The organism is Bacteroides sp. AM41-16 (assembly GCF_003603495.1).
Classification (GTDB): Bacteria; Bacteroidota; Bacteroidia; order Bacteroidales; family Bacteroidaceae; genus Bacteroides; species Bacteroides uniformis.
This window is the reverse complement of the sequence record NZ_QTNE01000033.1, coordinates 1-23,778: the sequence shown is the minus strand read 5'-3', so window position 1 is coordinate 23,778 and position 23,778 is coordinate 1. Positions and strand designations below refer to the sequence as shown.

At 48.2% G+C, this 23,778-nt stretch carries 17 protein-coding genes; 13 read left to right on the top strand and 4 right to left on the bottom strand.

The features are described 5' to 3' along the window. Positions 1-70: 70 nt before the first annotated feature. Both DW896_RS20740 and mdh read right to left on the bottom strand, forming a co-directional pair. Entirely contained in the window at positions 71-3,328 is a 3,258-nt protein-coding gene (locus DW896_RS20740) for a S41 family peptidase (RefSeq protein WP_119993747.1), read from the bottom strand. Between the two features lie 94 nt (positions 3,329-3,422). Further along, positions 3,423-4,364, bottom strand: coding sequence for a malate dehydrogenase (mdh, locus tag DW896_RS20735; protein ID WP_005829779.1), 942 nt, complete (start codon positions 4,362-4,364; stop codon positions 3,423-3,425). 230 nt (positions 4,365-4,594) lie between these two features. Here mdh and DW896_RS20730 point away from each other — a divergent pair, with 230 nt between their 5' ends. The 7 genes from DW896_RS20730 (at position 4,595) to DW896_RS20700 (ending at position 12,708) form a co-directional block, all read left to right on the top strand. After that, entirely contained in the window at positions 4,595-5,473 is an 879-nt protein-coding gene (locus DW896_RS20730; protein ID WP_005829777.1) for a hypothetical protein, read from the top strand. 121 nt (positions 5,474-5,594) lie between these two features. Then, positions 5,595-7,061 carry a TolC family protein gene (locus tag DW896_RS20725; protein WP_008664221.1) on the top strand — a complete coding sequence of 489 codons (1,467 nt, stop codon included), beginning with the start codon at positions 5,595-5,597 and terminating at the stop codon, positions 7,059-7,061. 45 nt (positions 7,062-7,106) lie between these two features. After that, positions 7,107-8,096 carry an HlyD family secretion protein gene (locus tag DW896_RS20720; RefSeq protein ID WP_005829771.1) on the top strand — a complete coding sequence of 330 codons (990 nt, stop codon included), beginning with the start codon at positions 7,107-7,109 and terminating at the stop codon, positions 8,094-8,096. 27 nt (positions 8,097-8,123) lie between these two features. Beyond that, a complete protein-coding gene (locus tag DW896_RS20715; RefSeq protein ID WP_009037852.1) occupies positions 8,124-9,302 on the top strand; it encodes an ABC transporter permease in 1,179 nt (392 codons plus the stop codon). Continuing rightward, positions 9,302-10,540: an ABC transporter permease gene (locus tag DW896_RS20710; protein WP_005829766.1), complete on the top strand. Its 1,239-nt coding sequence runs from the start codon at positions 9,302-9,304 to the stop codon at positions 10,538-10,540. Before DW896_RS20715 ends, DW896_RS20710 begins: the two co-directional genes overlap by 1 nt. A 504-nt stretch (positions 10,541-11,044) precedes the next feature. Continuing rightward, positions 11,045-12,316 (top strand): site-specific integrase, encoded by a 1,272-nt coding sequence (locus DW896_RS20705; protein WP_118190183.1) that lies wholly within the window; start codon positions 11,045-11,047, stop codon positions 12,314-12,316. Continuing rightward, on the top strand, positions 12,313-12,708 hold the full coding sequence (locus DW896_RS20700; protein ID WP_233339746.1) for a hypothetical protein: 396 nt from the start codon (positions 12,313-12,315) through the stop codon (positions 12,706-12,708). Before DW896_RS20705 ends, DW896_RS20700 begins: the two co-directional genes overlap by 4 nt. Before the next feature lie 123 nt (positions 12,709-12,831). Here the strand turns inward: DW896_RS20700 and DW896_RS20695 are convergent, their stop codons facing one another. Together DW896_RS20695 and DW896_RS20690 are read right to left on the bottom strand one after the other, a co-directional pair. After that, a complete protein-coding gene (locus DW896_RS20695) occupies positions 12,832-13,146 on the bottom strand; it encodes a helix-turn-helix domain-containing protein (protein ID WP_118141758.1) in 315 nt (104 codons plus the stop codon). Positions 13,147-13,239: 93 nt separating this feature from the next. Further along, positions 13,240-13,527, bottom strand: coding sequence for a helix-turn-helix domain-containing protein (locus tag DW896_RS20690; protein WP_117664200.1), 288 nt, complete (start codon positions 13,525-13,527; stop codon positions 13,240-13,242). A gap of 241 nt (positions 13,528-13,768) precedes the next feature. Between DW896_RS20690 and DW896_RS20685 the strand changes: the two genes are divergently transcribed. The 6 genes from DW896_RS20685 (at position 13,769) to DW896_RS20660 (ending at position 23,758) form a co-directional block, all read left to right on the top strand. Next, positions 13,769-14,068 (top strand): helix-turn-helix domain-containing protein, encoded by a 300-nt coding sequence (locus tag DW896_RS20685; RefSeq protein WP_068856520.1) that lies wholly within the window; start codon positions 13,769-13,771, stop codon positions 14,066-14,068. Between the two features lie 77 nt (positions 14,069-14,145). After that, entirely contained in the window at positions 14,146-14,424 is a 279-nt protein-coding gene (locus tag DW896_RS20680) for a helix-turn-helix domain-containing protein (RefSeq protein WP_081978971.1), read from the top strand. 31 nt (positions 14,425-14,455) lie between these two features. After that, positions 14,456-16,114, top strand: a complete 1,659-nt coding sequence (locus DW896_RS20675) for a DUF4099 domain-containing protein (protein ID WP_119993745.1) — start codon at positions 14,456-14,458, stop codon at positions 16,112-16,114. Between the two features lie 98 nt (positions 16,115-16,212). Then, entirely contained in the window at positions 16,213-18,369 is a 2,157-nt protein-coding gene (locus tag DW896_RS20670) for a type IA DNA topoisomerase (RefSeq protein ID WP_119993743.1), read from the top strand. A gap of 180 nt (positions 18,370-18,549) precedes the next feature. Further along, positions 18,550-18,999 (top strand): DUF1896 domain-containing protein, encoded by a 450-nt coding sequence (locus tag DW896_RS20665; RefSeq protein WP_117695447.1) that lies wholly within the window; start codon positions 18,550-18,552, stop codon positions 18,997-18,999. Continuing rightward, positions 18,986-23,758, top strand: coding sequence for a DNA methylase (locus DW896_RS20660; protein WP_119993741.1), 4,773 nt, complete (start codon positions 18,986-18,988; stop codon positions 23,756-23,758). Before DW896_RS20665 ends, DW896_RS20660 begins: the two co-directional genes overlap by 14 nt. The last annotated feature ends 20 nt before the right edge of the window (positions 23,759-23,778 follow it).

Genomic DNA, 23,778 nt, shown 5'->3' with positions numbered 1-23,778 from the left:
TACTGAATCCCGTATTTTACATTTACACAAAATATTTTATAGTGCCTCTTGTTTATAAAGTCCAATCCATCTATTTCTTTTGCGGCAACCCCTTCAGCAAGTGGTCCACCGCCGCTTTCAGCTGTGCATCTTCTCCCTTCAAAACAGCTTCCGGTTCATTATAGACCAGGATATCAGGCTGCAACGTGCGGTTCTCCAGATAGTTGCCCTGCATATCCATGCAGCCTACCTGCGGAATACCGAATACAATACTTGGATCGATCTGGCTTTCCCACCAGACAGCAGTCATGGTTCCTGCCACGGGAGCACCTACCAGCTTGCCTATTCTCAACGTCTTATATACGAAAGGAGTACCGTGGGCATTGCTGTAATTATCCTCGCAAACCAGCATACACGAATGTTTCAGCCATCTGTCAAAAGGATCGCTGCCGATGTACTGGCCACGCGGCACAAAGCGTTCATACTCCTTGCCGCTAAGTAACGTCGCTACTTGTTCGTGCAGCCACCCGCCTCCGTTATGGCGGGTATCCACCACAACAGCCTCTTTCTTACGACTGCTTTCGCTCAACAAATCGGAGTAAATCTTACGGAAGCTCGGACTATCCATACCTTTGATGTGAATATAAGCAATGCGTCCGCCGGAATATTCATCCACCTTCTTGCGGCAGTTTTCCACCCAGCGCTTATACAACAGCTCATTCTGGGCACCGTAAGATATGGGCTTCAAGGTTTCTTCAAACCGCTTTCCGGTAACAGGATCATAGACCGAGAGAATCACCTTGCGGCCTGCCTTACCTTCGAGTAACGGGAAATAATCAGCGCCAGCCTTAATGGCAACACCATCCACTTTCTCGATAATACAGCCAGGCTTGACATCCGTCTTTTTCTTCGTCAATGGACTCTGAGCTATAATTTCTTTAATCTTCAGTCCATCGCCCGCATAAGCTTCATCATAGAACACTCCCAAAGCAGCCGTAGGAAGTGCTGCGCCCGAAGCATAATAACGCGCTCCCGTATGAGAACCGTTCAATTCACCCAGCATCTCACTCAGCATTTCCGCAAAATCGTAGTTATTGTTGATATACGGCAAGAAGCGCTTATAAGTTTCTTTGTATCCATTCCAGTCCGTACCTTGCAAGTCTGCCACATAGAACTTATCATTTACCTGCTGCCAGATGTGGTCGAAGATATATTCACGCTCACCATAAGGGCGGTAATCGAAGAAAGCCTCAAATTCAATTGGAGAAATCTTGCTGCCTTCAATCTCTATCTTCTTCATTCCGTCGCGGGCACAAAGGAAGATATTCTTCCCTTCCTTGTCAGGCTGCAAAGCGCCTGCACCTACTTTCTTCAAAAGAACTTTTGTAACATTCTCTTTCAGATTGTGTTCCCAAAGATCGTACCCATCCTCGAAAACAGAAAGATAATAGAGTTTATCCCCTTTAGCAGAAAGCATGGCATCTGCCATATGCGAGGAGTTGACGGTCAGGCGTACAATACGGTCAAAGCGGTTTGCGAGGTCGAACTTTAACGGCTCTACCTTTTTCTCCTTATCTTTGTCGGCATCCTCTTTTTTCTTCTTAGCATCCTTTTCGTCTTTCTTCCCGGCTTTTTCCTTCTCTGCCTTCTCCGCTTCCTCGAGTAAAGCGGTTTCTTCCTTGTTCATCAAAAAACGGTCGTATGCTTCAGCATCAAAGAACATGATATAAGTATCGTCTTCGGCTCCCCAACTGCCGTGGCTGCGATACCCCGCACGGTCACTGGTCCAAATCATGGCTTTTCCACCCAATACCCATTTGGCATTGCCATCGTTGTATCCGCTCTCGGTCAGGTTCACCATTTCACCCTTGCCATCGGCATTCAGCAGCACAACATCTTTGTTGTTCCATCCACCTACACCGATATAGTCCGAAAGAATCCATTTGCTGTCCGGACTCCACTGAAACCACTGGTCACCGTCCGAATAAGAGTATTGATACTTGCCATCCATAACGGTACGCACATCCTTTGTCTTCAAATTGATGACACGGATGGTGCTGCGGTTTTCGAGAAAGGCAATCTCTTTACCGTCAGGGCTGTATTGGGGTTGGAAAGAAGCGGCATCCGAGTTTGTCAAGCGTTCTTCCTTCAGCTCTGTGGCATAGGTAAACAGCTTTTCATCCTTACGCACAATCGTCGAAGTGTAAAGTTGCCAAAGCCCGCCACGTTCGGAAGCATAAACCAGTGTCCGCCCATCGGGGGCAAAGTCTACGGTACGTTCCTGACAAGGAGTATTCGTTATCTGCTTCGTAGTCTTATATTCCACTGAAGTGACGTAGACATCGCCGCGCAAAACGAAAGCCACTTCCTTACCATCCGGAGACACTGCCATTTCCGTGGCACCGCTACTCTTAATCTGGCGGATAATGTCCTTGTCGTTTCTGTCGGAAACAATGCTGATGTTCACCTTTTGCGCTTCTCCACCGGGAAGCAGGGTGTAAATCTCACCATCAAATCCATAGCACAACCTTCCGTCCGTAGCGGCACTGAGATAGCGTACCGGATTTTTGGTATAGTGCGTCAACTGCACGGCCTTCGCATCTCCGGGAGTACGTCGGTAGATATTGAAAGAGCCGTTTTCCTCACTCAGATAGTAGAATGTTTTTCCATCAGGAGCCCAAACCGGTTCACGGTCTTCTCCTCCGAAAGTGGTCAGCTGGCGGTACTGCGGTTCTTTTCCCGGAGTATACATCCAGATGTCACGGGCAATGGGCGATACGTGATGTTTACGCCAGTAGTCCTCGTAACCTTTCTTATCTTGATACAACATCGCTCCCTCCTTATTGATGGAGATGCACTCCATAGGCATGGACGAAATCATCGTCGGGCGCCCTCCCTCCACTGATACTCGATAGACCTGGTTGAACTGCCCGTTAGAGGGAAAGACAACAGCCTCGGCAGACGGCATGATGCCCGCAGAGAACAAGACATGTCCGGCATCTGTAAAAGCAAGCGGCGTTTCGCTTCCCGAGTGGGTAGTCAGCCGTCGTGGTTCGCCTCCGTCTTTGGCCACAATGTAGACGTCCAGGCTTCCCATACGATCCGAAGCAAAAGCAATCCGCTTACTGTCCGGACTCCATACCGGAGCCGTATCATATGCGGGATTGGTAGTTATCTGCATGGCACGTCCACCGGCAACCGGCACCGTATAGATGTCTCCTTTATACGTAAAAGCAATGGTGGTCCCATCGGGAGAGATGACACTATGACGCATCCACAGCGGAGCATCCTGCGCAAAAGTAAAACCAGCCAGGCAAGCGGCAGCAATACCTAATAGTAGTTTTTTCATAATGATTCTTGTTTTTGGAGAATAAAAAAACCTCACGACTTTTCCTTTCGGAAAAAGACCGTGAGGTTTGCTTATCATTTTAAGTTACCCTCAATTAGAGAGCACCTACTTCCTTCAAAGCGGCATTTGTCTTGTGAACGGCAGCAGCGCTGGCAGCAAATTTAGCTTTTTCGTCAGCAGTCAGTTCCAGTTCAACGATTTTCTCGATACCGTTCTTGCCAAGGATTACGGGAACACCGATACAGATGTCTGATTCACCGTATTCTCCTTCCAGATATACTGAACAAGGAATCATCTTCTTCTGGTTGTGGATGATAGACTCAACGACATAAGCGCCTGCCGCACCCGGAGCATACCATGCAGAAGTACCCAGCAACTTAGTCAGTGTAGCACCACCTACCATAGTAGAAGCTACCACTTCGTTCAGTTTTTCTTCGCTCAGCAGTGTGCTTACCGGCTGTCCTTTGTAAGTAGCCAGACGAGCCAACGGAATCATGGTAGTATCACCGTGACCACCGATAACCATGCCTTCCACTTCGTTGGCGTTGCAGCCCAAAGCCTGAGACAAGAAATATTTGAAACGAGAGCTGTCCAAAGCACCACCCATACCGATGATACGGTTCTTCGGCAAGCCCAGAGACTTCAATGACAGATAAGTCATGGTATCCATCGGGTTGGAGATAACCACAAGGATAGCATTCGGAGAATATTTCAAGATGTTCTGTGCAACCGACTTAACGATACCTGCATTAACACCGATCAATTCTTCACGAGTCATACCCGGCTTACGGGGAATACCGGAAGTAATCACTACAACGTCGGAGTTGGCAGTCTTCTCATAATCGTTGGTACAACCTACAACAGTGGTGTCGAAGCCCAGCAGTTGAGCAGTCTGCATCATATCCATTGCCTTACCTTCTGAAACGCCTTCTTTCACGTCCAGCATTACCACTTCGTCAGCCACTTCATTAAAGGCTAACACATTAGCGCATGTAGCACCTACGTTACCTGCACCTACTACGGTTACTTTTGACATAATTTCTAAAGTTTTTTGTTTATAAGTGTTCTTTAAAGATGACGCAAAAGTACAGCGAACTTCGTAATTAGAGAAATATTTCCGTAATAATTTTAGTTAAATACACATTTAGCCAATGATTAGTGGACGATGATTAATGATTAATGATTAATTTTGCGGACGATTAATGAATGTAGGACGAATAATCAGCCACCAACCATTAATCACTTAACCATTAATCATTATCAAAAATGGCAGTTAAGAAGAATACACTTCTCATCGTGGCAGGCAGCCTCCTTATCTTATTATTAATAGGAGTTACCATTCTGCTGATTTCCGAAAAGCAAACCAACAAGGAACTGGTGATGGAATTCAATCTGGATAAAGAAGACCTTGAAAATCAATACACAGACTTCGCCAGACAATATGACGAACTGAAGTTGACAGTCTCCAACGACTCCCTCTCCGTACTCTTGGAGCAGGAACAATTGAAGACCCAACGTTTATTGGAAGAACTCCGCACCGTGAAGAGCAGCAATGCCACCGAGATACGCCGTCTGAAGAAGGAACTGGCCTCTCTCCGCAAAGTCATGATAGGCTATATCAACCAGATTGACTCGCTAAACCGCCTGACTGCTCAACAGAAGGAAATCATAGCCGATGTCACCAAGAAGTACAACGCCGCTTCCCGGCAAATCAGCAACTTGTCCGAAGAGAAGAAGAACCTGACCAAGACCGTGACACTTGCCGCCCAACTGGACGCCACCAACATCTCTGTGCAGCCCACAAACAAACGCGGCAAGACTGCCAAGAAGGTGAAAGACATCGTGAAGTTCAAAATAAACTTCTCCATCGTGAAAAACATCACTGCAGAGACCGGCGAACGTACCCTCTACATCCGCATCACCAAACCGGACAATGACGTGCTGACCAAAAGTTCCTCGAACACCTTCCCATACGAGAACCGGGAACTGGTATATTCCATCAAGAAGTATATAGAATACAACGGAGAAGAGCAAGCCGTCACCGTATATTGGGATGTAGAAGAATACCTCTATGCAGGCACCTACCGCGTAGACATTTTTGCTGACGGTACCCTTATCGGTTCGCAATCATTCAGCTTGAATTAATACAAAAAAATCTAAATTATTTTGCAATATCATTGAAAGCCTATACATTTGCATCGTTGTTTATGCAATTATTGTTGCTGTATAAACAACAGATTCATCACCTTAATTAATGTATAGCCCAATGAAAAAGTTCTTCTGTTTCATCTGTTTGGCATACCTATCCTTCCCCATGAAGGCCCAGGAAGCATTAAGCTTGGATAGTTGCCGTGCATTGGCAATCTCCAACAACAAAGAACTGCTGATAAGCCAGGAAAAAATCAACGCTGCCCACTATCAAAGGAAAGCGGCATTTACTAATTACCTTCCCAACATTTCGGCCAGCGGCGGATATATGCGCAGTCAAAAAGAGTTGTCCATCCTCAGCGACGCTCAGAAAGGAGCCTTGTCCGGATTGGGTACAAGTCTCAGCGGACCGTTACAGCAGGCTGCCCAAGTCATCGCACAGCTTCATCCAGAACTGGCAGGCCAATTGCCGGCTTTAGGACAAAGCCTGGTAGGTGCCCTCGACGGTGCAGGCCAATCCTTGGTTGACGCCTTTCGTACAGACACCCGCAACATGTATGCGGGCGCACTGACCTTGACCCAACCCCTATATATGGGCGGCAAGATACGTGCCTACAACAAAATTACCAAATACGCCGAAGAGCTGGCCCGCCAGCAGCACAACACCGGTATGCAGGAAGTAATCCTGAGTACAGACCAGGCATATTGGCAGGTAGTGTCCCTTGCCCATAAAAAGAAGCTGGCAGAAGGTTATCTGAAACTACTGCAGAAGCTCGACAGCGACGTTGACAAAATGATTGCCGAAGGCGTTGCCACCAAAGCAGACGGACTCTCCATCAAAGTAAAAGTGAATGAGGCCGAAATGACCCTGACCAAAGTAACCGATGGCCTGAGCCTTGCCCGGATGCTGCTGTGCCAATTGTGTGGTCTCGACCTTTCCACTCCCGTCATGCTCACAGACGAACAGAAGGAAGACCTGGCTCCCACTACTCCGGAAAACGGTGCCATCGACATCAACAATGTTTATGCTACCCGTCCCGAAGTGCGTAGCCTGGAACTTGCCACGCAGATTTATAAGCAGAAAGTAAATGTCACCCGTTCGGAATATCTTCCTTCCATAGCACTAATGGGCAGCTATATGGCAACCAACCCTTCCGTCTTCAACAGTTTCGAGAAAAAGTTCAAGGGGATGTGGAATGTGGGTGTCATGGTGTCGGTACCCATCTGGCACTGGGGCGAAGGCATCTATAAAGTAAAAGCAGCCAAATCGGAAGCACGCATCGCCCAATACCAGTTGGATGACGCCAAAGAAAAGATAGAGCTGCAGGTCAACCAGTCGGCTTTCCAAGTGAACGAAGCTGCCAAGAAACTGACCATGGCCGAAAAGAACCTGGAAAAAGCCAACGAGAACCTGAGATACGCCACACTTGGCTTTGAGGAAGGCGTTATACCTGCCAGCAATGTGCTCGAAGCGCACACCGCATGGCTTTCTGCCCAATCGGAAAAGATAGACGCACAGATTGACGTAAAACTGACGGAAATCTATCTGAGAAAGGCAACGGGGGAATTGACAATTGATAATTGATAGTTTCTTCAATCGTAAATAGTAAACAGTCAAATAGTAAATAATATGTTGGATACAAAATCACAAAACAGTAACATGTTGTTGGCATTCCTCACGCTGACGGGAGTGATTGCCATCGTTGCCCTTGTAGGTTTCTTCATGTTGCGTAAAGGGCCGGAAATTGTGCAAGGACAAGCAGAAGTAACGGAGTATCGAGTATCGAGCAAAGTGCCGGGACGTATTCTGGAATTTCGTGTAAAAGAGGGACAAAGCGTACAAGCCGGAGACACCCTTGCCATTTTGGAGGCTCCGGACGTGCAGGCCAAACTGGAACAAGCACGCGCCGCCGAATCGGCAGCCCAAGCCCAGAACGAAAAAGCTCTAAAAGGCGCCCGTCGGGAACAGATACAAGCTGCCTATGAAATGTGGCAAAAGGCACTGGCCGGACTGGAGATTGCCGAAAAATCCTACACGCGTGTGAAGAACCTGCACGACCAAGGCGTGATGTCTACACAAAAGCTTGACGAAGTTACCGCCCAACGCAATGCAGCCCGGGCTACGGAGAAAGCCGCCAAAGCCCAGTATGATATGGCCAAGAACGGTGCGGAACGCGAGGACAAAGCCGCTGCCGCTGCCTTGGTGGAACGTGCCAAAGGAGCTGTGGCCGAAGTTGAATCGTACATCAAGGAAACTTACCTGATTGCACAGACTGCCGGTGAGGTATCCGAGATATTCCCCAAAGTAGGCGAGCTCGTGGGCACGGGTGCTCCCATTATGAACATCGCCATTCTGGACGATATGTGGATAACCTTCAATGTACGCGAGGACTTGCTGCAAGGGTTGGGTATGAATACCGAATTCGAGGCGTTCATCCCTGCACTCGATAAGAATATCCGCCTGAAAGTGTACTATATGAAAGACCTCGGCACATATGCCGCCTGGAAAGCGACCAAGACTACCGGCCAGTTCGACCTGAAAACATTCGAAGTAAAAGCCGCTCCGCAAGAGAAGGTGGAAGGACTGCGTCCGGGAATGAGTGTTGTATTGAAGAAGTAAAGGAGTTATGAGTTATTGGAGAGGATGATGGAAAGAAATAAGAAACATACGGCTTTGTGGAATGTAGCAAGACGCGAATGCCGCCGTCTTGTTTCCCGCCCGCTCTATCTGTTCTGTATGGTGATAGCACCGTTGTTCTGCTACATATTCTTCACCACGCTGATGGACTCCGGGCTTCCTACGGACATGCCCGTAGGTGTGGTGGACCAAGACATGAGTGCCACTTCACGCCAGCTGATACGTAACTTGGACGCTTTTGAGCAGACAGCCGTCGTCGCCCGCTACCCTACCATCAACGAAGCCCGTACCGCCATGCAGCGCGGAGAGATTTACGGTTTCTTCTACATTCCCGAAGGTACCTCTGCCAAAGCGCAGGCCGGACGGCAGCCCAAACTCTCTTTCTATACAAACAATACCCTGCTCATCGCAGGTTCACTCCTCTTCAAGGACATGAAGATGATGAGCGAATTGGCATCCGGTGCCGCAGCACGTAGCACCCTATATGCCAAAGGAGCTACCGAGGAACAAGCGATGGCCTTCCTCCAACCCATCGTCATAGATACGCATCCACTCAATAACCCGTGGCTGAACTACTCCGTATATCTGTGCAACACCTTTGCACCGGGCGTATTGATGCTGCTTATCTTCATGGTAACCGTCTATTCCATCGGAGTCGAGATAAAAGACCGCACCGCCCGCGAATGGCTGCGCATGGGCAACAACTCCATCTGGATTTCCCTTGCCGGCAAACTGCTGCCGCATACCGCCATCTTCTTCCTGATGGGAATATTATATAATGTATACCTCTACGGTTTCCTCCATTTTCCCTGCAACAGCGGCATCCTGCCGATGCTGCTTGCCACTCTTTGCCTGGTGCTGGCATCGCAAGGCATGGGAATATTGATGATAGGAACCCTGCCTACCCTGCGTCTGGGACTCAGTTTCGCTTCCCTATGGGGCGTACTCTCTTTCTCCATGTGCGGATTGTCATTCCCTGCCATGGGCATGCACCCCGTATTGCAGGCATTGGCAAATCTGTTCCCCCTGCGCCACTATTTCCTGATTTATGTGGACCAGGCACTGAATGGATACCCCATGATTTACTCGTGGGTCAACTACGTAGCGCTGCTTATTTTCATGATGCTCCCGTTCCTTATAGCCCATAGGCTGAAAGGAGCGTTGGTTTACTATAAATACATGCCCTAATGAAAGACCTGACGTTCAGACAGAAAGTGATACAAGGCATTCATGACTTGTTCTATATATGGAAACGGGAATTCGGCACCACCTTCCGCGACCAGGGCGTGCTCATCTTCTTCGTGCTCGTTCCGTTGGTCTATCCGTTGATATACGCTTTCATCTATACCAACGAAACTATCCACGAAGTGCCCACTGTCGTGGTGGATGACTCACGCTCCTCGTTGAGCCGCGAATACCTGCGGAAAGTGGACTCCAGTCCCGAAGTGAGCCTCGTGAGCTACTGCGCTGATATGGAAGAAGCCAAACTGATGTTGAAGGACCGCAGGGCATACGGTATTATCTACATCCCCTCCACCTTCAGCGACGACATTGTACGCGGTAAGCAAACGCAGGTCAGCATCTTCTGCGACATGAGCGGACTGCTGTATTACAAAGCCTTGCTGACTGCCAACACCAACGTGTCGCTTGCCATGAACGCAGACATCAAAGTGGAGCGAAGCGCCAATACCACCGACCGCCAGGACGAGATTACCGCCTACCCGATAGAGTATGAGGATGTCGCCCTCTATAATCCAACCAACGGATTTGCCGCTTTCCTGATTCCGGCAGTATTGGTATTGATTATCCAGCAAACGCTGCTACTCGGCATCGGCTTGTCTGCCGGGACGGCACGCGAACAGAACCGCTTCCGCGACCTGGTGCCTATCAACCGCCACTACAACGGCACACTACGCATTGTGATGGGAAAAGGGCTGAGCTACTTCATGGTATATTCACTGGTATCGGTATATATACTGTGTGTGGTTCCATGGCTTTTCAGCCTCAACCAAATAGCGATACCCGGTGTCCTGACTCTGTTCACCCTGCCCTACCTGGCCGCTTGTATTTTCTTTGCCATGACAGCATCCATTGCCATCCGCAACCGCGAAACGTGCATGCTGCTGTTCGTGTTCACCTCCGTGCCGCTGCTGTTCCTCTCCGGCATTTCATGGCCGGGAGCTGCTATGCCCGCTTTCTGGAAGTACTTCTCGTACATCTTCCCTTCTACCTTCGGCATCAACGGCTACGTACGCATCAACAGCATGGGAGCCACACTCAATGAAGTCTCTTTCGAGTACCAAGCACTATGGATACAAACGGGCTTCTACTTCATCACCACGTGCCTGGTATATCGCTGGCAGATATTGCAGAGCAGGAAACATGTGATTGAAGAGTATAAGAAGCATAAGAGTATAGAAGCGTAACACATTGTTCCAAGCCTACGAAACAAAGTGTTCACATGCGTTTGAACACTTTGTTTCAGCGTATCAGAACAATTTGTTCCAATATATAAAAACAGTTTGTTCGCCATATTGAAACAGTCTGTTCCCTTATAGGAAACAGACTGTTTTCCCTTATGAAAGTACATATAAAAAGTGTTTGAGAGAAGAATGAGGAAAGTTTACTGGTTATCAGTTACTTTCCTCATTTTGGTTAAAAGTGGCGAGGACAGACGAAGACGGGAATACGACAAGATGAGACAGAGGAACGTTACCTATCCGTAACCTATACCCCAAATGAGGAATGTTAAGGTTCGGAAGAATGAGGAAGGTTACGAATTGAATTTGAATACTCTGATTTATAGTGAGTTACTGATGAGTAACGTAAGATTTTTGGTTACGAACCAAATTTGCCGTGTTCTGCCGTGAAATGCGTAGCAAGAAAAGACTCTTCATGTATTAATTTTGAACGCAAAAAAGAATGACGTTATGAAGAGTACATTTTCAATTATCTTCTACCTCAAAAGACAGGTAGTAAAGAAAGATGGTACTGTTCCAGTTATGGGACGTATCACAGTGGACGGAACACAGGCGCAGTTCAGTTGCAAGACAACTGCCAATTCTGATTTGTGGGACACCAAGGGCGGACGCATGATAGGTAAGAGTATGCAGGCTTTGGAGGTGAACCGTAAATTGGACAAGATGCGTGTGAGTATCAGCAAGCATTATCAGGAGATTATGGACAGGGACAACTTCGTCACTGCCGACAAGGTGAAGAACGCCTTTCTTGGCTTGGAGTATCGTTGCCATACACTGATGAAAGTCTATTCCCAAAGCCGTGATGAAATGGAAAAGCAATATAAGGCTGGCATGAAATCTTTGAGTACATACACGAAGTATAGAATCGGGTGTGCCTATGTGGGCGAGTTCTTGCAGGCGCATTACCATGTGAAGGATATTGCTCTGAAAGAGTTGTCGCTGCCTTTTATCACGGACTACGAGACTTTTCTCAGAACCGACAAGCATCTGAAAATCAATTCTGCAATGGTGTTTGTCCGCAATCTCCGTGCAATGGTATTCCGTGCCATAGATAATGAATGGCTCGTAAAAGACCCATTCAGACGATATGAGTACAAGGAAGAAGAGACCACAAGAGAGTTTCTGAGCAAAGAAGAGATTCACCTGTTGATGGAGACACCTATCACAAGAAAGAAGATGAGCATGGTGCGTGACTTGTTCCTGTTCTGTTGTTTTACAGGTCTCGCTTTCATTGATCTGTACAACTTGAAGGAAGAGAACATCAAGGAATTTTTCGATGAAGGTGAATGGATTGTTATCCATCGACAGAAGACTGGAACGGAAGCCAACATCAAGTTGCTTGACTATCCCAAGCAAATTATGGAAAAATACCGTGGATTGTGTGAAGACGGCAGGGTGTTTCCAGTACCCAACTACCAAAGTTGTATGGATTCGCTCAAAAGACTGGGCAAAAAATGTGGTATCACCAAGCCGCTGTCCTGGCACATGAGCCGTCATTCGTTCGCAACCTCGGTTTGCCTCTCCAACGGAGTTCCAATAGAAACCGTGAGTTCAATGCTTGGTCACAAGGACATAAAGACAACCCAGGTGTATGCCAAGATTACCAAGGAGAAATTGAGCAAAGACGTGGAAAAGTTGTCTCAGCAGATTAATAACATTGAGGAATTCACGTTTGGAAATGTTTGCAACGATAATACTAACACTATAAATGGCAGAGTATGAAACGACAAGTGATAACAATACAAGAAGAAATGGTCATCTACGCCCCACATCATGGTGAGGTGTGGATGACAGTTTGGGAGATTGCCGAACTGTTGAATGTAACAGGGACAGCAGTGAAGAATACCATCAAGCGCATTTGGAAACAAAGTGTGCTGAAAGATTTCCAGCTTTCTCAATACATCAAACTTGAAAATGGATATTCTGCGCATGTCTATGATATGGAAGTGATTATCGCCATAGCACTTCAAATGGATACATACCAAGCCTTGTTGTTCAGACAATGGTTTATCAGTAAGGTTGTAAACCGCAAGGATTGCCATGCAGAGCAAGTAAAACACGAGTATCCGATGATTATTGTGATGAACGGAACGATGCCAAGAGGTGCAAGTTAGAATCTCTCATCTTTTAATAAGATTCCTACACCTTTATAAATAATAGCGTACAGAGGAAACGATTTTTGTCGTTGTACCCTGTACGCTATTTTTGTTTCACTATTATGAAGCAGTACCCTCCTCTTATGAAACAGTGCCGTCGATTATCGGCTTGCGGTAATTACCAGTGAGAAGTGCTTGTATCTCGGATTCCGGATAGAGGGTTTTGCCACATAATATAATGTAGGGCAAAATGCCTTGCTTGCGATATTCCTGCAAGGTGCGGCGACTAAGCTTCAAATGCTCGGAGAGTTCCTTGTCGGTGAGGTATCGCTCCCCGTCCAAAGGTGGGCTGTAGGACTCGATGAATGAGGATAGCCAGTTGTTGGCTTTCTTCAAGGATTGCATGGCGGTGTCTATCGACTTGCTCTCATGCGTAAGAAGTTGGTTCATGTTCATTGTTTACAATTTGGATTAAGTGGTGAATATAAAATGTGTTGGCTCGCCCAGGGTGAAGTTTTCGGCTTTGCCTTGGGCGAGTTTGGCTTTATGCTATACCGATTTGATTCTGGCGATAAGCGGAACGATGGCTTTGACCTCTTCGGGGCAGTAATAGAATTGGCGACCTATCTGGGTATGCCCCAAGAAACGGCGGTCACGAAGTTTTTGTAAGGTGCGCTGGCTGATGCGAAGTTGCTGGCAGACCTCTTGACCTGTAAGCCATTTGTTCAGACGCTTGCCGTTAGCCTTATGCTTCAGCAACTCAACTTTCTTTACCAAGGCATCGTATCTTGCCATCATCAAGTCGAATGCCTTCTTTTCCATTGTTACTACTTCCATATTCTCTGTTTTATTGGTTCAACAAATTCGGATGCAAAGTTAATGTGTGTATGTAGAAAAACAATGAAAATGAATAACTGTGGCAGTGCTTTTCTGGGGTTTGCCGACCGCTTGGCAAGAAAAATCAAGAAAATTATACGTGGGTCATTAATGAGTTGTTAAACGGGTATTTCGCAAATGGTTAATTTTGCCGCCGAGAAATAAAAACAACGAATTATATAACATTTCAAACGGAATTAGAATGGAAGTAATAACAATGGAAAGTGCAGCCTTCAAAAAGCTGACAGAACAGTTGACAGAAATAGTCCAGTACGTGCGATTGGCAAAAATGGCATTTCAAGAGAACCTGACGGGTAAGGGATTGAAGCCGATGTTGACCAATGACGATGCAGCCAAGATGCTTGGTGTGAGCAAGCGCACCTTGCAGCGAATGCGCTCAGAGAACCGCATTGATTTTATTAAAATTGGTAATCAATGCCGATACCAAGTTGAAGCCATTGAAAGAATGGTTGAGGAACGAACAATAGCAAAGGAAACATGAGCATGGAAGATGGAACATTGAGAAAACTGGAGTTATATCTCCATGACCTACACAAAAAGATAGACGGCATCTACGACATGCTGATGTTGAGACACGAACGAGAGACGGAGCAAAAAGGAAGTTCTGCCATCAATGAAAAATTGCTTGACAACCAAGACCTCTGCCTCTTATTTCAAATCTCCCCTCGTTCCCTTCAACGCTATCGCAGTCTGGGAGTGCTTCCCTACAAGCGTTTGGGGCAGAAAACCTACTACACGGAAGAGGATGTGATGCAGTTTGTAGAGAATAATGTCAAAGAATTCAAGAAAGAGAATGTGGAGCATTACTTGACTCGCATTCATCAGAAATTCAAATAACAACAGTATTCACCATTAAAAATTTACAATTATGGTACAAAAGAAAAAGAGTGATGAACAGGACGTGCTGGTAGTCCGTGACGAAAAGACGGGCGAGATCAGCGTCGTCGCCGGACTCAGCAGGGACGGCACACCGAAGCGAGCACCCGCCAAGGCGGAGAACACGTCCGACTTCCTGCGTTTTGACCGCAACAGCGACCTGATGGACAGTTTCTTTAGAAACTTCTTCCGCCAGTGCAAGAAGCCAAGCCGATTCGGATTCTACCGCATAGCGGCAGACCAGGTGGAAAACCTGCTTGGCGTGATGAAGGAGTTGCTGAAAGATCCGGAGGCTAACAAGGAGATTCTTTCCGCCCACAAGGTTGACACCTCCAATTATGAGAAAGAGGCAAAGCAATCGGAAGGTCAGGCGAAAGAAACCGCATCATCGGACGATGCGTCCAAGACGCAAGCTAACACAGAAAAAGAGAATGTATCATCTGAACAAACCAACGAAAAAGAGAACGACATGGAACAGAAACCAGAACAGACCGCAGCCGAACAGCAGGCACAGACCGCTCCGGGTGTAAAGCAGAACCTCATCAGTGGTAACGATGTGAACCTGCAGGAATTGGGTGCCAAATATGGCATAGACTTCAACAGTATGAATGAGAAGGATATGAAAGCCCTGCTCAACTACGGCAAGACGGGGCTTGTGATTGTGAAGCCGACCTTCGGCGGTGAACAGATAGAGATACAGGCCCGTCTGTCATTCCGCAAGGACGATAACGACCAGTTGCAACTCGTGCCGCATTTCGTGCGCAACGAGCCTAAACTCGATGTCGCTTACAAAGGCTATACCTTCACTCCAGAGGACAAGAAGAACCTGTTGCAGAACGGCAACCTCGGAAAGGTTGTGGATTTCCCCGACAAGAATACAGGTGAGCTGCGTCCTCATTTCATCAGTATCGACCGTCTCACCAATGAGATTGTTGACATCCCGACCAACAAGGTGCGCATACCCGATACCATCGGCAAGACACCTATTACCAAGGACGACAAGAGAGTGCTCTACTCAGGTATTCCGCTTCGCAAGGAGATTGAGCTTGCCAACGGGCGCAAGTTTACACCGCTGCTGCAGGTGAATGTGGAACAGCGTGGCGTGGAGTTCGTGCCTGGCAGCACAAGACAGGCGCAAGGTCAGAAACAGAATGGCGACAAGAAGCAAACCGCTGACAAGCAGGAGCAGAAGGCAGAAGGTGATACGGGCGGTCAGAAGAAACAGCAAGATCCCAACCACTGGCTCAATGAGGACGGAACCATCCGCCGACTCAACACCTATTTCAAGAAGGAGTTGACCGAGCAGCAGAAGGACGACTATGTGGCAGGCAAGACCATAGAAATCAAGGAAGTGCCGAACAAGAACGGCAGCGGTACCTATACCGCCTATGTGAAGTTCGACTTCGACAAGATGCAACCACGTTCCTACCGCAACAATCCCGACCTAAAGCAGGCAAAGGAACAGATTCCGACCAACGAGAACAAGGTACAAGTCGCCGTCAACGAGCAGGGCAAGACCCATGAGGCGACCAAGCACACCAAGGATCCGCTGAGTCCGGGACAGTCTGCGCCAAAGAACGACAAGCAGCAGAAGGAACAGAACGCCGAGGAACAGAAGCCAAAGAGAAAGGCAAGAAGCGTGAAGATGTAATTGCCGCCACTTGATTCACAGAGTTAATCATCCATTATAACAACCGACATCTGCGATCGTCTATCCCACGGTTGCGGATGTCACAAAAACAACAGACAATGAAGACAATCATCGCAGAGAAGCCAAGCGTAGCCAAGGAAATCGCCCACATTGTAGGAGCTGACAAGCGTGAGGAAGGCTATATGCAGGGCAATGGCTATTATGTGACATGGGCATTCGGACATTTAGTGCAGCCAGCCATGCCGGATACCTACGGCATGAAGGGATTCCATGCGGAGAATCTGCCTGTGATTCCCGACCCGTTCGTTCTTGTTCCCCGACAAGTCAAGACTGAGAACGGCTACAAACCAGATGCAGGTGTGCTTGCCCAGATCAAGATAATCGGCAAGCTGTTTGACAGCAGTGAGCGCATTATCGTAGCAACTGATGCCGGACGTGAGGGAGAGTTGATTTTCCGATACCTCTATGCGTATCTCGGTTGCAGGAAGCCTTTCGACCGTCTCTGGATCAGTTCGCTTACGGACACCGCCATCCGTGAGGGACTTCTGAACCTCAGGGATGGCAAGGAGTATGACAATCTCTATCATGCAGCCAAGGCACGAAGTGAGGCAGACTGGCTCGTCGGCATCAACGGCACACAAGCCCTGACGATAGCCGCAGGACGTGGCACCTATTCCGTAGGTCGTGTGCAGACTCCGACACTTGGCATGGTGTGCGAACGCTATTGGGAACACAAGCGTTTCGAGTCGAAACCGTTCTGGCAGGTACACTTCGGTGTGGTTGATGCAGACAGTGGCAATATACTGAAGTTCACATCTGCCAACCGATGGGCAGACAAAGCCACCGCAACCGACATATATAATAAGGTGAAAGATACCGGTTCTGCCATCATCACAAAGGTCGCAACCAAGCGAAAGGTGGAGAAGGCACCGCTCCTTTACGACCTTACCACCTTGCAGAAAGAAGCCAACTCCCAGCATGGCTTCACGGCAGAGCATACACTATCCATCGCCCAGAAACTCTACGAGGCAAAGTTCATCACCTATCCAAGAACATCAAGCCGCTATATCTCGGATGATATATTTGCCACCCTTCCCAAACTCTTCAAGAATCTGGAGAATCATTCGGAATATGGAGAGAAAGTGAAACTCTTGCCTGGCAGTGAGGACTACAGCAAGAACAGCGTGAATGCAGCCAAGGTGACCGATCACCATGCCCTGCTCATCACAGAGAATCCTGCTGTCGGTCTTTTCAAGGACGAGAAGATCGTTTATGACATGATATTGTGCCGGATGATAGAAGCGTTCTCGGCAGACTGCATCAAGGACATCACATCAGTATCGGCGCAAGTGGATCATGAAGTTGAGTTTGGCATCAGTGGCTCCATCATCCGACAGACTGGCTGGCGAGCGTTGTCGCTCAAGGAAAAGAACAACAGGCAGGACAAGGATGCAGACGCAACCGACAATGAGGTCAAGGATCAAGTCATTCCCAACTGGCAAGAAGGACAGCATATCACTCTTTCTGGCTGCACCATCACGGAGGGTAAGACCAAGCCGAAGCCTTTGCATACGGAATCCACATTGCTTGCAGCAATGGAGACCGCAGGCAAAGAGATAGAAGATGATACGATGCGCCAGTCAATGAAGGACATCGGTATAGGCACACCTGCCACACGTGCCGCCATCATCGAGACTTTGCTCAAACGAGAGTATATGGTGCGCCAGCAGAAGAAACTCGTGCCGACGGAAAAAGGACTCGCCCTGCATTCCGTGGTGAAGAACATGGCGATTGCCAATGTGGAGATGACGGGCAAATGGGAGGCGGAACTTGCCAAGATTGAACGAGGTGAAGCAAGTGCAGACGGGTTCACCCATAGTATCGAAGGCTATACCCGTGAAATCACTGCGGAATTGTTAGGTTGTGACAGACTTTTCAGCCACAAGGATTCCGGCTGCCAGTGTCCTAAATGCAAGCAAGGTATCATGCAGTTCTTCGGAAAGGTAGTAAGATGCAGCAACAAGGAGTGCGGTATGCCAGTGTTCAAGCAGGTAGCAGGAAAGTTGCTCACAGATGCCGACATCACCGACTTGCTCACCAAGGGCAAGACCAGAACGCTCAATGGTTTCACCAGCAAGCAAGGCAAGCCTTTCTCCGCAGCCATAGCCTTTGACGAGAATTTCAACACGAAATTCGTCTTTGCAGAGCGCAAAACAGCAGAAAAGCGAGGAAATGTGAAGAGATACAAGAAATAGTTTGTACCTTTGCCACCGAAACATGGTTCATAAATGGTGTCTTTATTCAGGATGCTTTTATTTACTGTGGATTAAGTGGCGGCACTCGGAGGGATACCGAGTGCCTTTTTCTTGCTTTCACACAAACATCAACCGCCATCCACGGTTTATTATTCACCACTTAATCCATTCAACAGACAAATGAACAGAAAGAAACAGGCACAGACAGAGTTGTCCTATTACGGACTGTATCTCTTGAACCATCTCAGAGAGAACCGTTTTCCACAAGCCAGCGATGCGGACTTTATCCGCGAACGTGCAGACCATGCCGCAGAAGTATATGAGCAGGCACGGCGTGATGCCCTCTTTGCCGATGCGGCACAAGAGCTTGCCATGTCAGCATTGCTGAAAGGTCTCCGCTTTTCCAAGTACAGCATCCTGTATGATGTTGTTGACAGTGAGTTTCCCCTGGAGGTAGCAGTAGAAGACCAGGAAGCGTTTGTCAAGAACCTCCTGCCTTTGGTTGACAACGTGTATTCCATTTACGACCTCACCGATGACGATTTTGCCCAGTCACCGGACTACGACCAGCTCTACACGGAGTTGACTGGAGCCGTAGCCCTTTTCATAGAGTCAAATGGCGTACAATAGAAAACAACGGCTGAACGACAACATCAAGGCGATAGAGACGGCATTCATCCTTGACAGGGAACAGCGCACGCCGACCGCCCGTGAGCGTCTCCTTCTGGAGCGTTATTGCGGATTCGGGGGATTGAAGTGCATCCTGAACCCTGCCAGGGAACTGGCGGATGCCGTCCATTGGACAAAGTCAGACCTTGAATTGTTTGCTCCAACAGTGGAGCTGCATAGACTTATCCGTGAAAACAGCAAGAACGAAAGCGAGTACAAACAGTTGATGGACAGTCTGAAACAGTCTGTCCTCACGGCATTCTACACGCCGTCAGCCGTTACGGAGGCTCTGACGGATGTGTTGAAAGAGCATCAGATCATCCCCGAAAAGGTGCTTGAACCCTCGGCAGGCATCGGTGCCTTTGTCGATTCCGTCTTGGATAACAATCCCAAGGCAGACATTATGGCATTTGAAAAAGACCTGCTTACGGGAAAGATACTCTGCCATCTGCACCCGGAGCAGAAAGTGCGCATAGAGGGATTCGAGAAGATAGAAAAGCCTTTCAATGACTACTTCGACCTCGCCATCTCAAATATTCCCTTTGGCGATGTTGCCGTGTTTGATCCGTCCTATACAGCCATGAAAGGCATGAGGGCACTTGTCACCAGACGCATACACAACTACTTCTTTGTCAAGGCTCTTGATACGGTAAGGGACGGCGGGTTGGTTGCCTTCATCACCTCACAAGGCGTATTGAATGCCAAAAACAACAGTGCCGCGCGTTTTATGATGCTCTATCATGCTGATCTCGTGTCAGCGATTCGTCTTCCCAACAACCTGTTCACGGAAAATGCCAATACGGAAGTGGGCAGTGACCTCATCATCCTCCAGAAAAACAGCCAAAAGGAGTCGCTGCGAGGAGACGACAACCTGCTTGATACCGTCTATAATGACGAGAACCGCATTCCGACAAACAACTACTTTCTGGAGCATCCGGAACGCATTATCCATACAACAGCAAAGTTGGATACTGACCCGTTCGGCAAACCTGCAATGATATACACGCATGAGGATGGCGTGGAAGGCATTGCAGAGGATTTGCGAAAGATGCTCCATGAAGACTTTAAGAAGAACCTCAATTTGAACCGATACTTGGGGATAGAGGAAACAAAGGCTGAGGAAGTTAAGGAGGTTGAAGAAACAGAAAAGATAGAAAAAACAGAGAAGATAAAGCCTTCCATTGAGGAAAAGCAGAGCGATACGGTAGTATCCTTGCAAAAGCAGGAAAAGCCTACTGATGATGCAGAGCTATCCCAAAAGTCCAATCATCATCAGCCACCAGTGCAAATGACGCTGTTTGACCTTTGGGGAATGGAAGAAGAAAACCGTCTGACTGTCCATGCTACAAAGAAGAAAGCAGAGGTAACAGTGGGTGCTGTCGCCAAGAAAGTGTCAAGGAAGAAAGCAAGTCCGTTGGTAAAAAGCGTAAATCCGACTTTTGAAGTTGTGACAAAGCCTGTGGAAAAAGAAGAAAAGCCTTCGTTGACAGATGCAAAAGAGCAGGAAACAGCACAGGAGACAAAACCAATCCTGCTTGGGGATGAGCCATACGCAAGCATCTCTTGGGAAGAGAATCCGCCAATCAACGGCTTTTACGAGATGATGATGACCATGGCTCCCGAAGACAGGGTGCTGCTGCGCCAAAAGGCGGAACTGCACCGTCAGGAACAACTCAAGGCTTTGGGCGTTGAAGATACGCTTGATCCGAAGTTCAAGCCGCCGATGGAACCGATAGAAGTTCTCAAAGCTCAAATCGGGTATGGACAGTCGAAAGGGAATGAGCCAAAAGAAGATTCCAAGACTCAGAACACATTGGAAGAAACAGATCATGAGCGGGAACAACAAAAAGGGCAAGAAAGAAAGCGGGAAGAGCTGGCAAAGAAGAAAGAGGATGCTATGAAGCCCCGTCCATTTGATGAGAAACTGGATAGTTTTCATCGTGAGGGTTCTATGGTGCTCGACTCTGCCAGAAATATCGGTGTATTGAAAGACCTTACCAAGTATGGTGCTACCTTCATGCCGTTGGATCTGAATATGGAGCAGAAAGAAAAGGCTGTCCTGTATATCGCCCTCCGTGATGCCTATCAGAAACTTTACACCTATGAAGCGGAAGAACAGACGGAAAACAAGCAGATGCGTGAGAGTCTGAATGTCTATTATGACGCTTTCTTCATTCGCTTCGGCAACCTCAATGCCAAGCAGAACGTGAAGTTCATCCTCATGGATGCCTCAGGGCGCGACATGCTGTCATTGGAACGGGTGGAAAACGGACAGTTCATAAAGTCAGACATCTTCGACCACCCGGTCTCTTTTTCGCTTGACGAGGTCAGTCATGTCGATTCTCCAGAGGAAGCGCTCACCGCCTCGCTCAACAAGTTCGGCCGTATCGACTTGCCGTATATGACTGAATTATCGGATATGCTGGAACCGGAACTGACGGAAGCGCTTAAAGGGCGCATCTATTACAATCCGCTCATAGACGGCTACGAGATAGCCGACCGCTTCATTGCTGGCAATGTCATAGAGAAAGCGGAGCGTATAGAAGAATGGCTGAAGGAAAATCCCGACCATGCAATCGTGAGGGAGTCGTTGGAAGCCTTGAAGGCAAGCATTCCCGAACCGATAGCCTTTGAGGACCTGGACTTCAACTTCGGTGAGCGTTGGATACCTACAGGTGTGTATTCCGCTTACATGAGCCACCTCTTCAATACACAGGTCAGCATCGTCTATTCCGACAGCATGGACGAATATTCGGCAAAATGCAGTATGAAGACCATGGCCATCACGGATGAGTATATGGTGAAGGGCTATTACCGCAACTATGACGGCATGAGTCTTCTGAAACATGCCCTGCACAACACTTGTCCCGACATGATGAAGAGCATCGGTGAGGATGAACACGGCAACGACATCAAGGTGCGTGACAGCGAGGGCATACAGCTTGCCAATGCCAAGATTGACGAAATCCGCAACGGGTTCACTGAATGGCTGGAGGAGCAGTCTGACTCCTTTAAGGAACGCTTGACCACAATGTACAACCGGAAGTTCAACTGCTTCGTGCGTCCGAAGTATGACGGTTCTCACCAGACCTTCCCCGGCTTGGACTTGAAAGCCCTTGGCGGAAAGTATGGCATCAAGAGTGTGTATCCAAGTCAGAAGGACTGTGTTTGGATGCTTTTGCAGAACGGCGGCGGGATATGTGACCACGCCGTAGGTACAGGCAAAACCCTCATCATGTGCATGGCTGCGCATGAGATGAAACGCCTCGGTATGGCTCACAAGCCGATGATTATCGGGCTGAAAGCCAATGTCGCGGAGATAGCTGCCACCTATCAGACAGCTTATCCCCATGCGAGGATACTCTATGCCTCGGAGAAGGATTTTTCCACCAAGAACCGTGTCAGTTTCTTCAACAACATCAAGAACAACGACTATGACTGTGTAATCATGTCGCATGACCAGTTCGGGAAGATACCGCAATCGCCAGAACTCCAGCGGCAGATATTGCAGGCTGAGCTTGATACCGTGGAGGAAAACTTGGAAGTGATACGCACGCAGGGCAAAGACGTGTCGAGGGGAATGCTCAAAGGCTTGGAAAAGCGAAAGCAGAATCTGGAGGTGAAGTTGCAGAAGATAGCCTACAGCATCGAGCAGCGTACCGATGATGTGGTGGACTTCCGCATGATGGGCATCGACCACTTGTTTGTGGACGAGAGCCACCAGTTCAAGAACCTCATGTTCAACACCCGTCACGACCGTGTGGCAGGACTCGGCAACAGCGAGGGGAGCCAGAAGGCACTCAATATGCTCTTTGCCATCCGAACCATACAGGAGCGGACAGGCAGAGACTTGGGAGCGACATTTCTGTCGGGAACAACTATCAGTAACTCACTGACTGAGTTGTATCTGCTTTTCAAGTACCTGCGCCCCAAGGAACTGGAGCGTCAGGACATCCGCTGTTTCGATGCGTGGGCGGCAATCTTCGCCAAGAAAACTACCGACTTCGAGTTTAACGTCACCAACAACATCGTACAGAAGGAACGTTTCAGATACTTCATCAAGGTACCGGAGCTTGCTGCTTTCTACAACGAGATAACCGACTATCGCACGGCGGAGGCGGTTGGCGTGGACAGACCACAGAAGAACGAGATCCTTCATAACATACCACCGACACCCGAGCAGGAGGACTTCATCCAAAAACTGATGGAGTTTGCCAAGACGGGCGATGCTACCATCCTCGGCAGACTTCCACTGTCAGAAACGGAAGAGAAGGCAAAGATGCTCATTGCCACGGACTATGCCCGAAAGATGGCTCTCGATATGCGCATGATAGACCCGACTTGTGAGGATCATCCCGACAATAAGGCGAGCCATTGTGCCAAGATGATAGCGGACTATTACAAACGCTATGACAATCACAAGGGCACGCAGTTCGTATTCTCAGATCTTGGCACATACAGACCTGGGGAATTCAACGTGTATTCTGAAATCAAGCGTAAGCTGATAGAGGATTATGGAATACCCTCGTCAGAGATTCGCTTCATTCAGGAGTGCAAGAACGAGAGGGCAAGAAAGGCGGTGATAGCAGCCATGAACGAGGGTTCGGTACGAGTATTGTTCGGCTCCACATCCATGTTAGGTACAGGCGTAAATGCACAAAAAAGGTGTGTTGCTATTCATCATTTGGACACACCGTGGGTGCGACATGAAGTCGCATAGATAATTGTTGGAATGATACT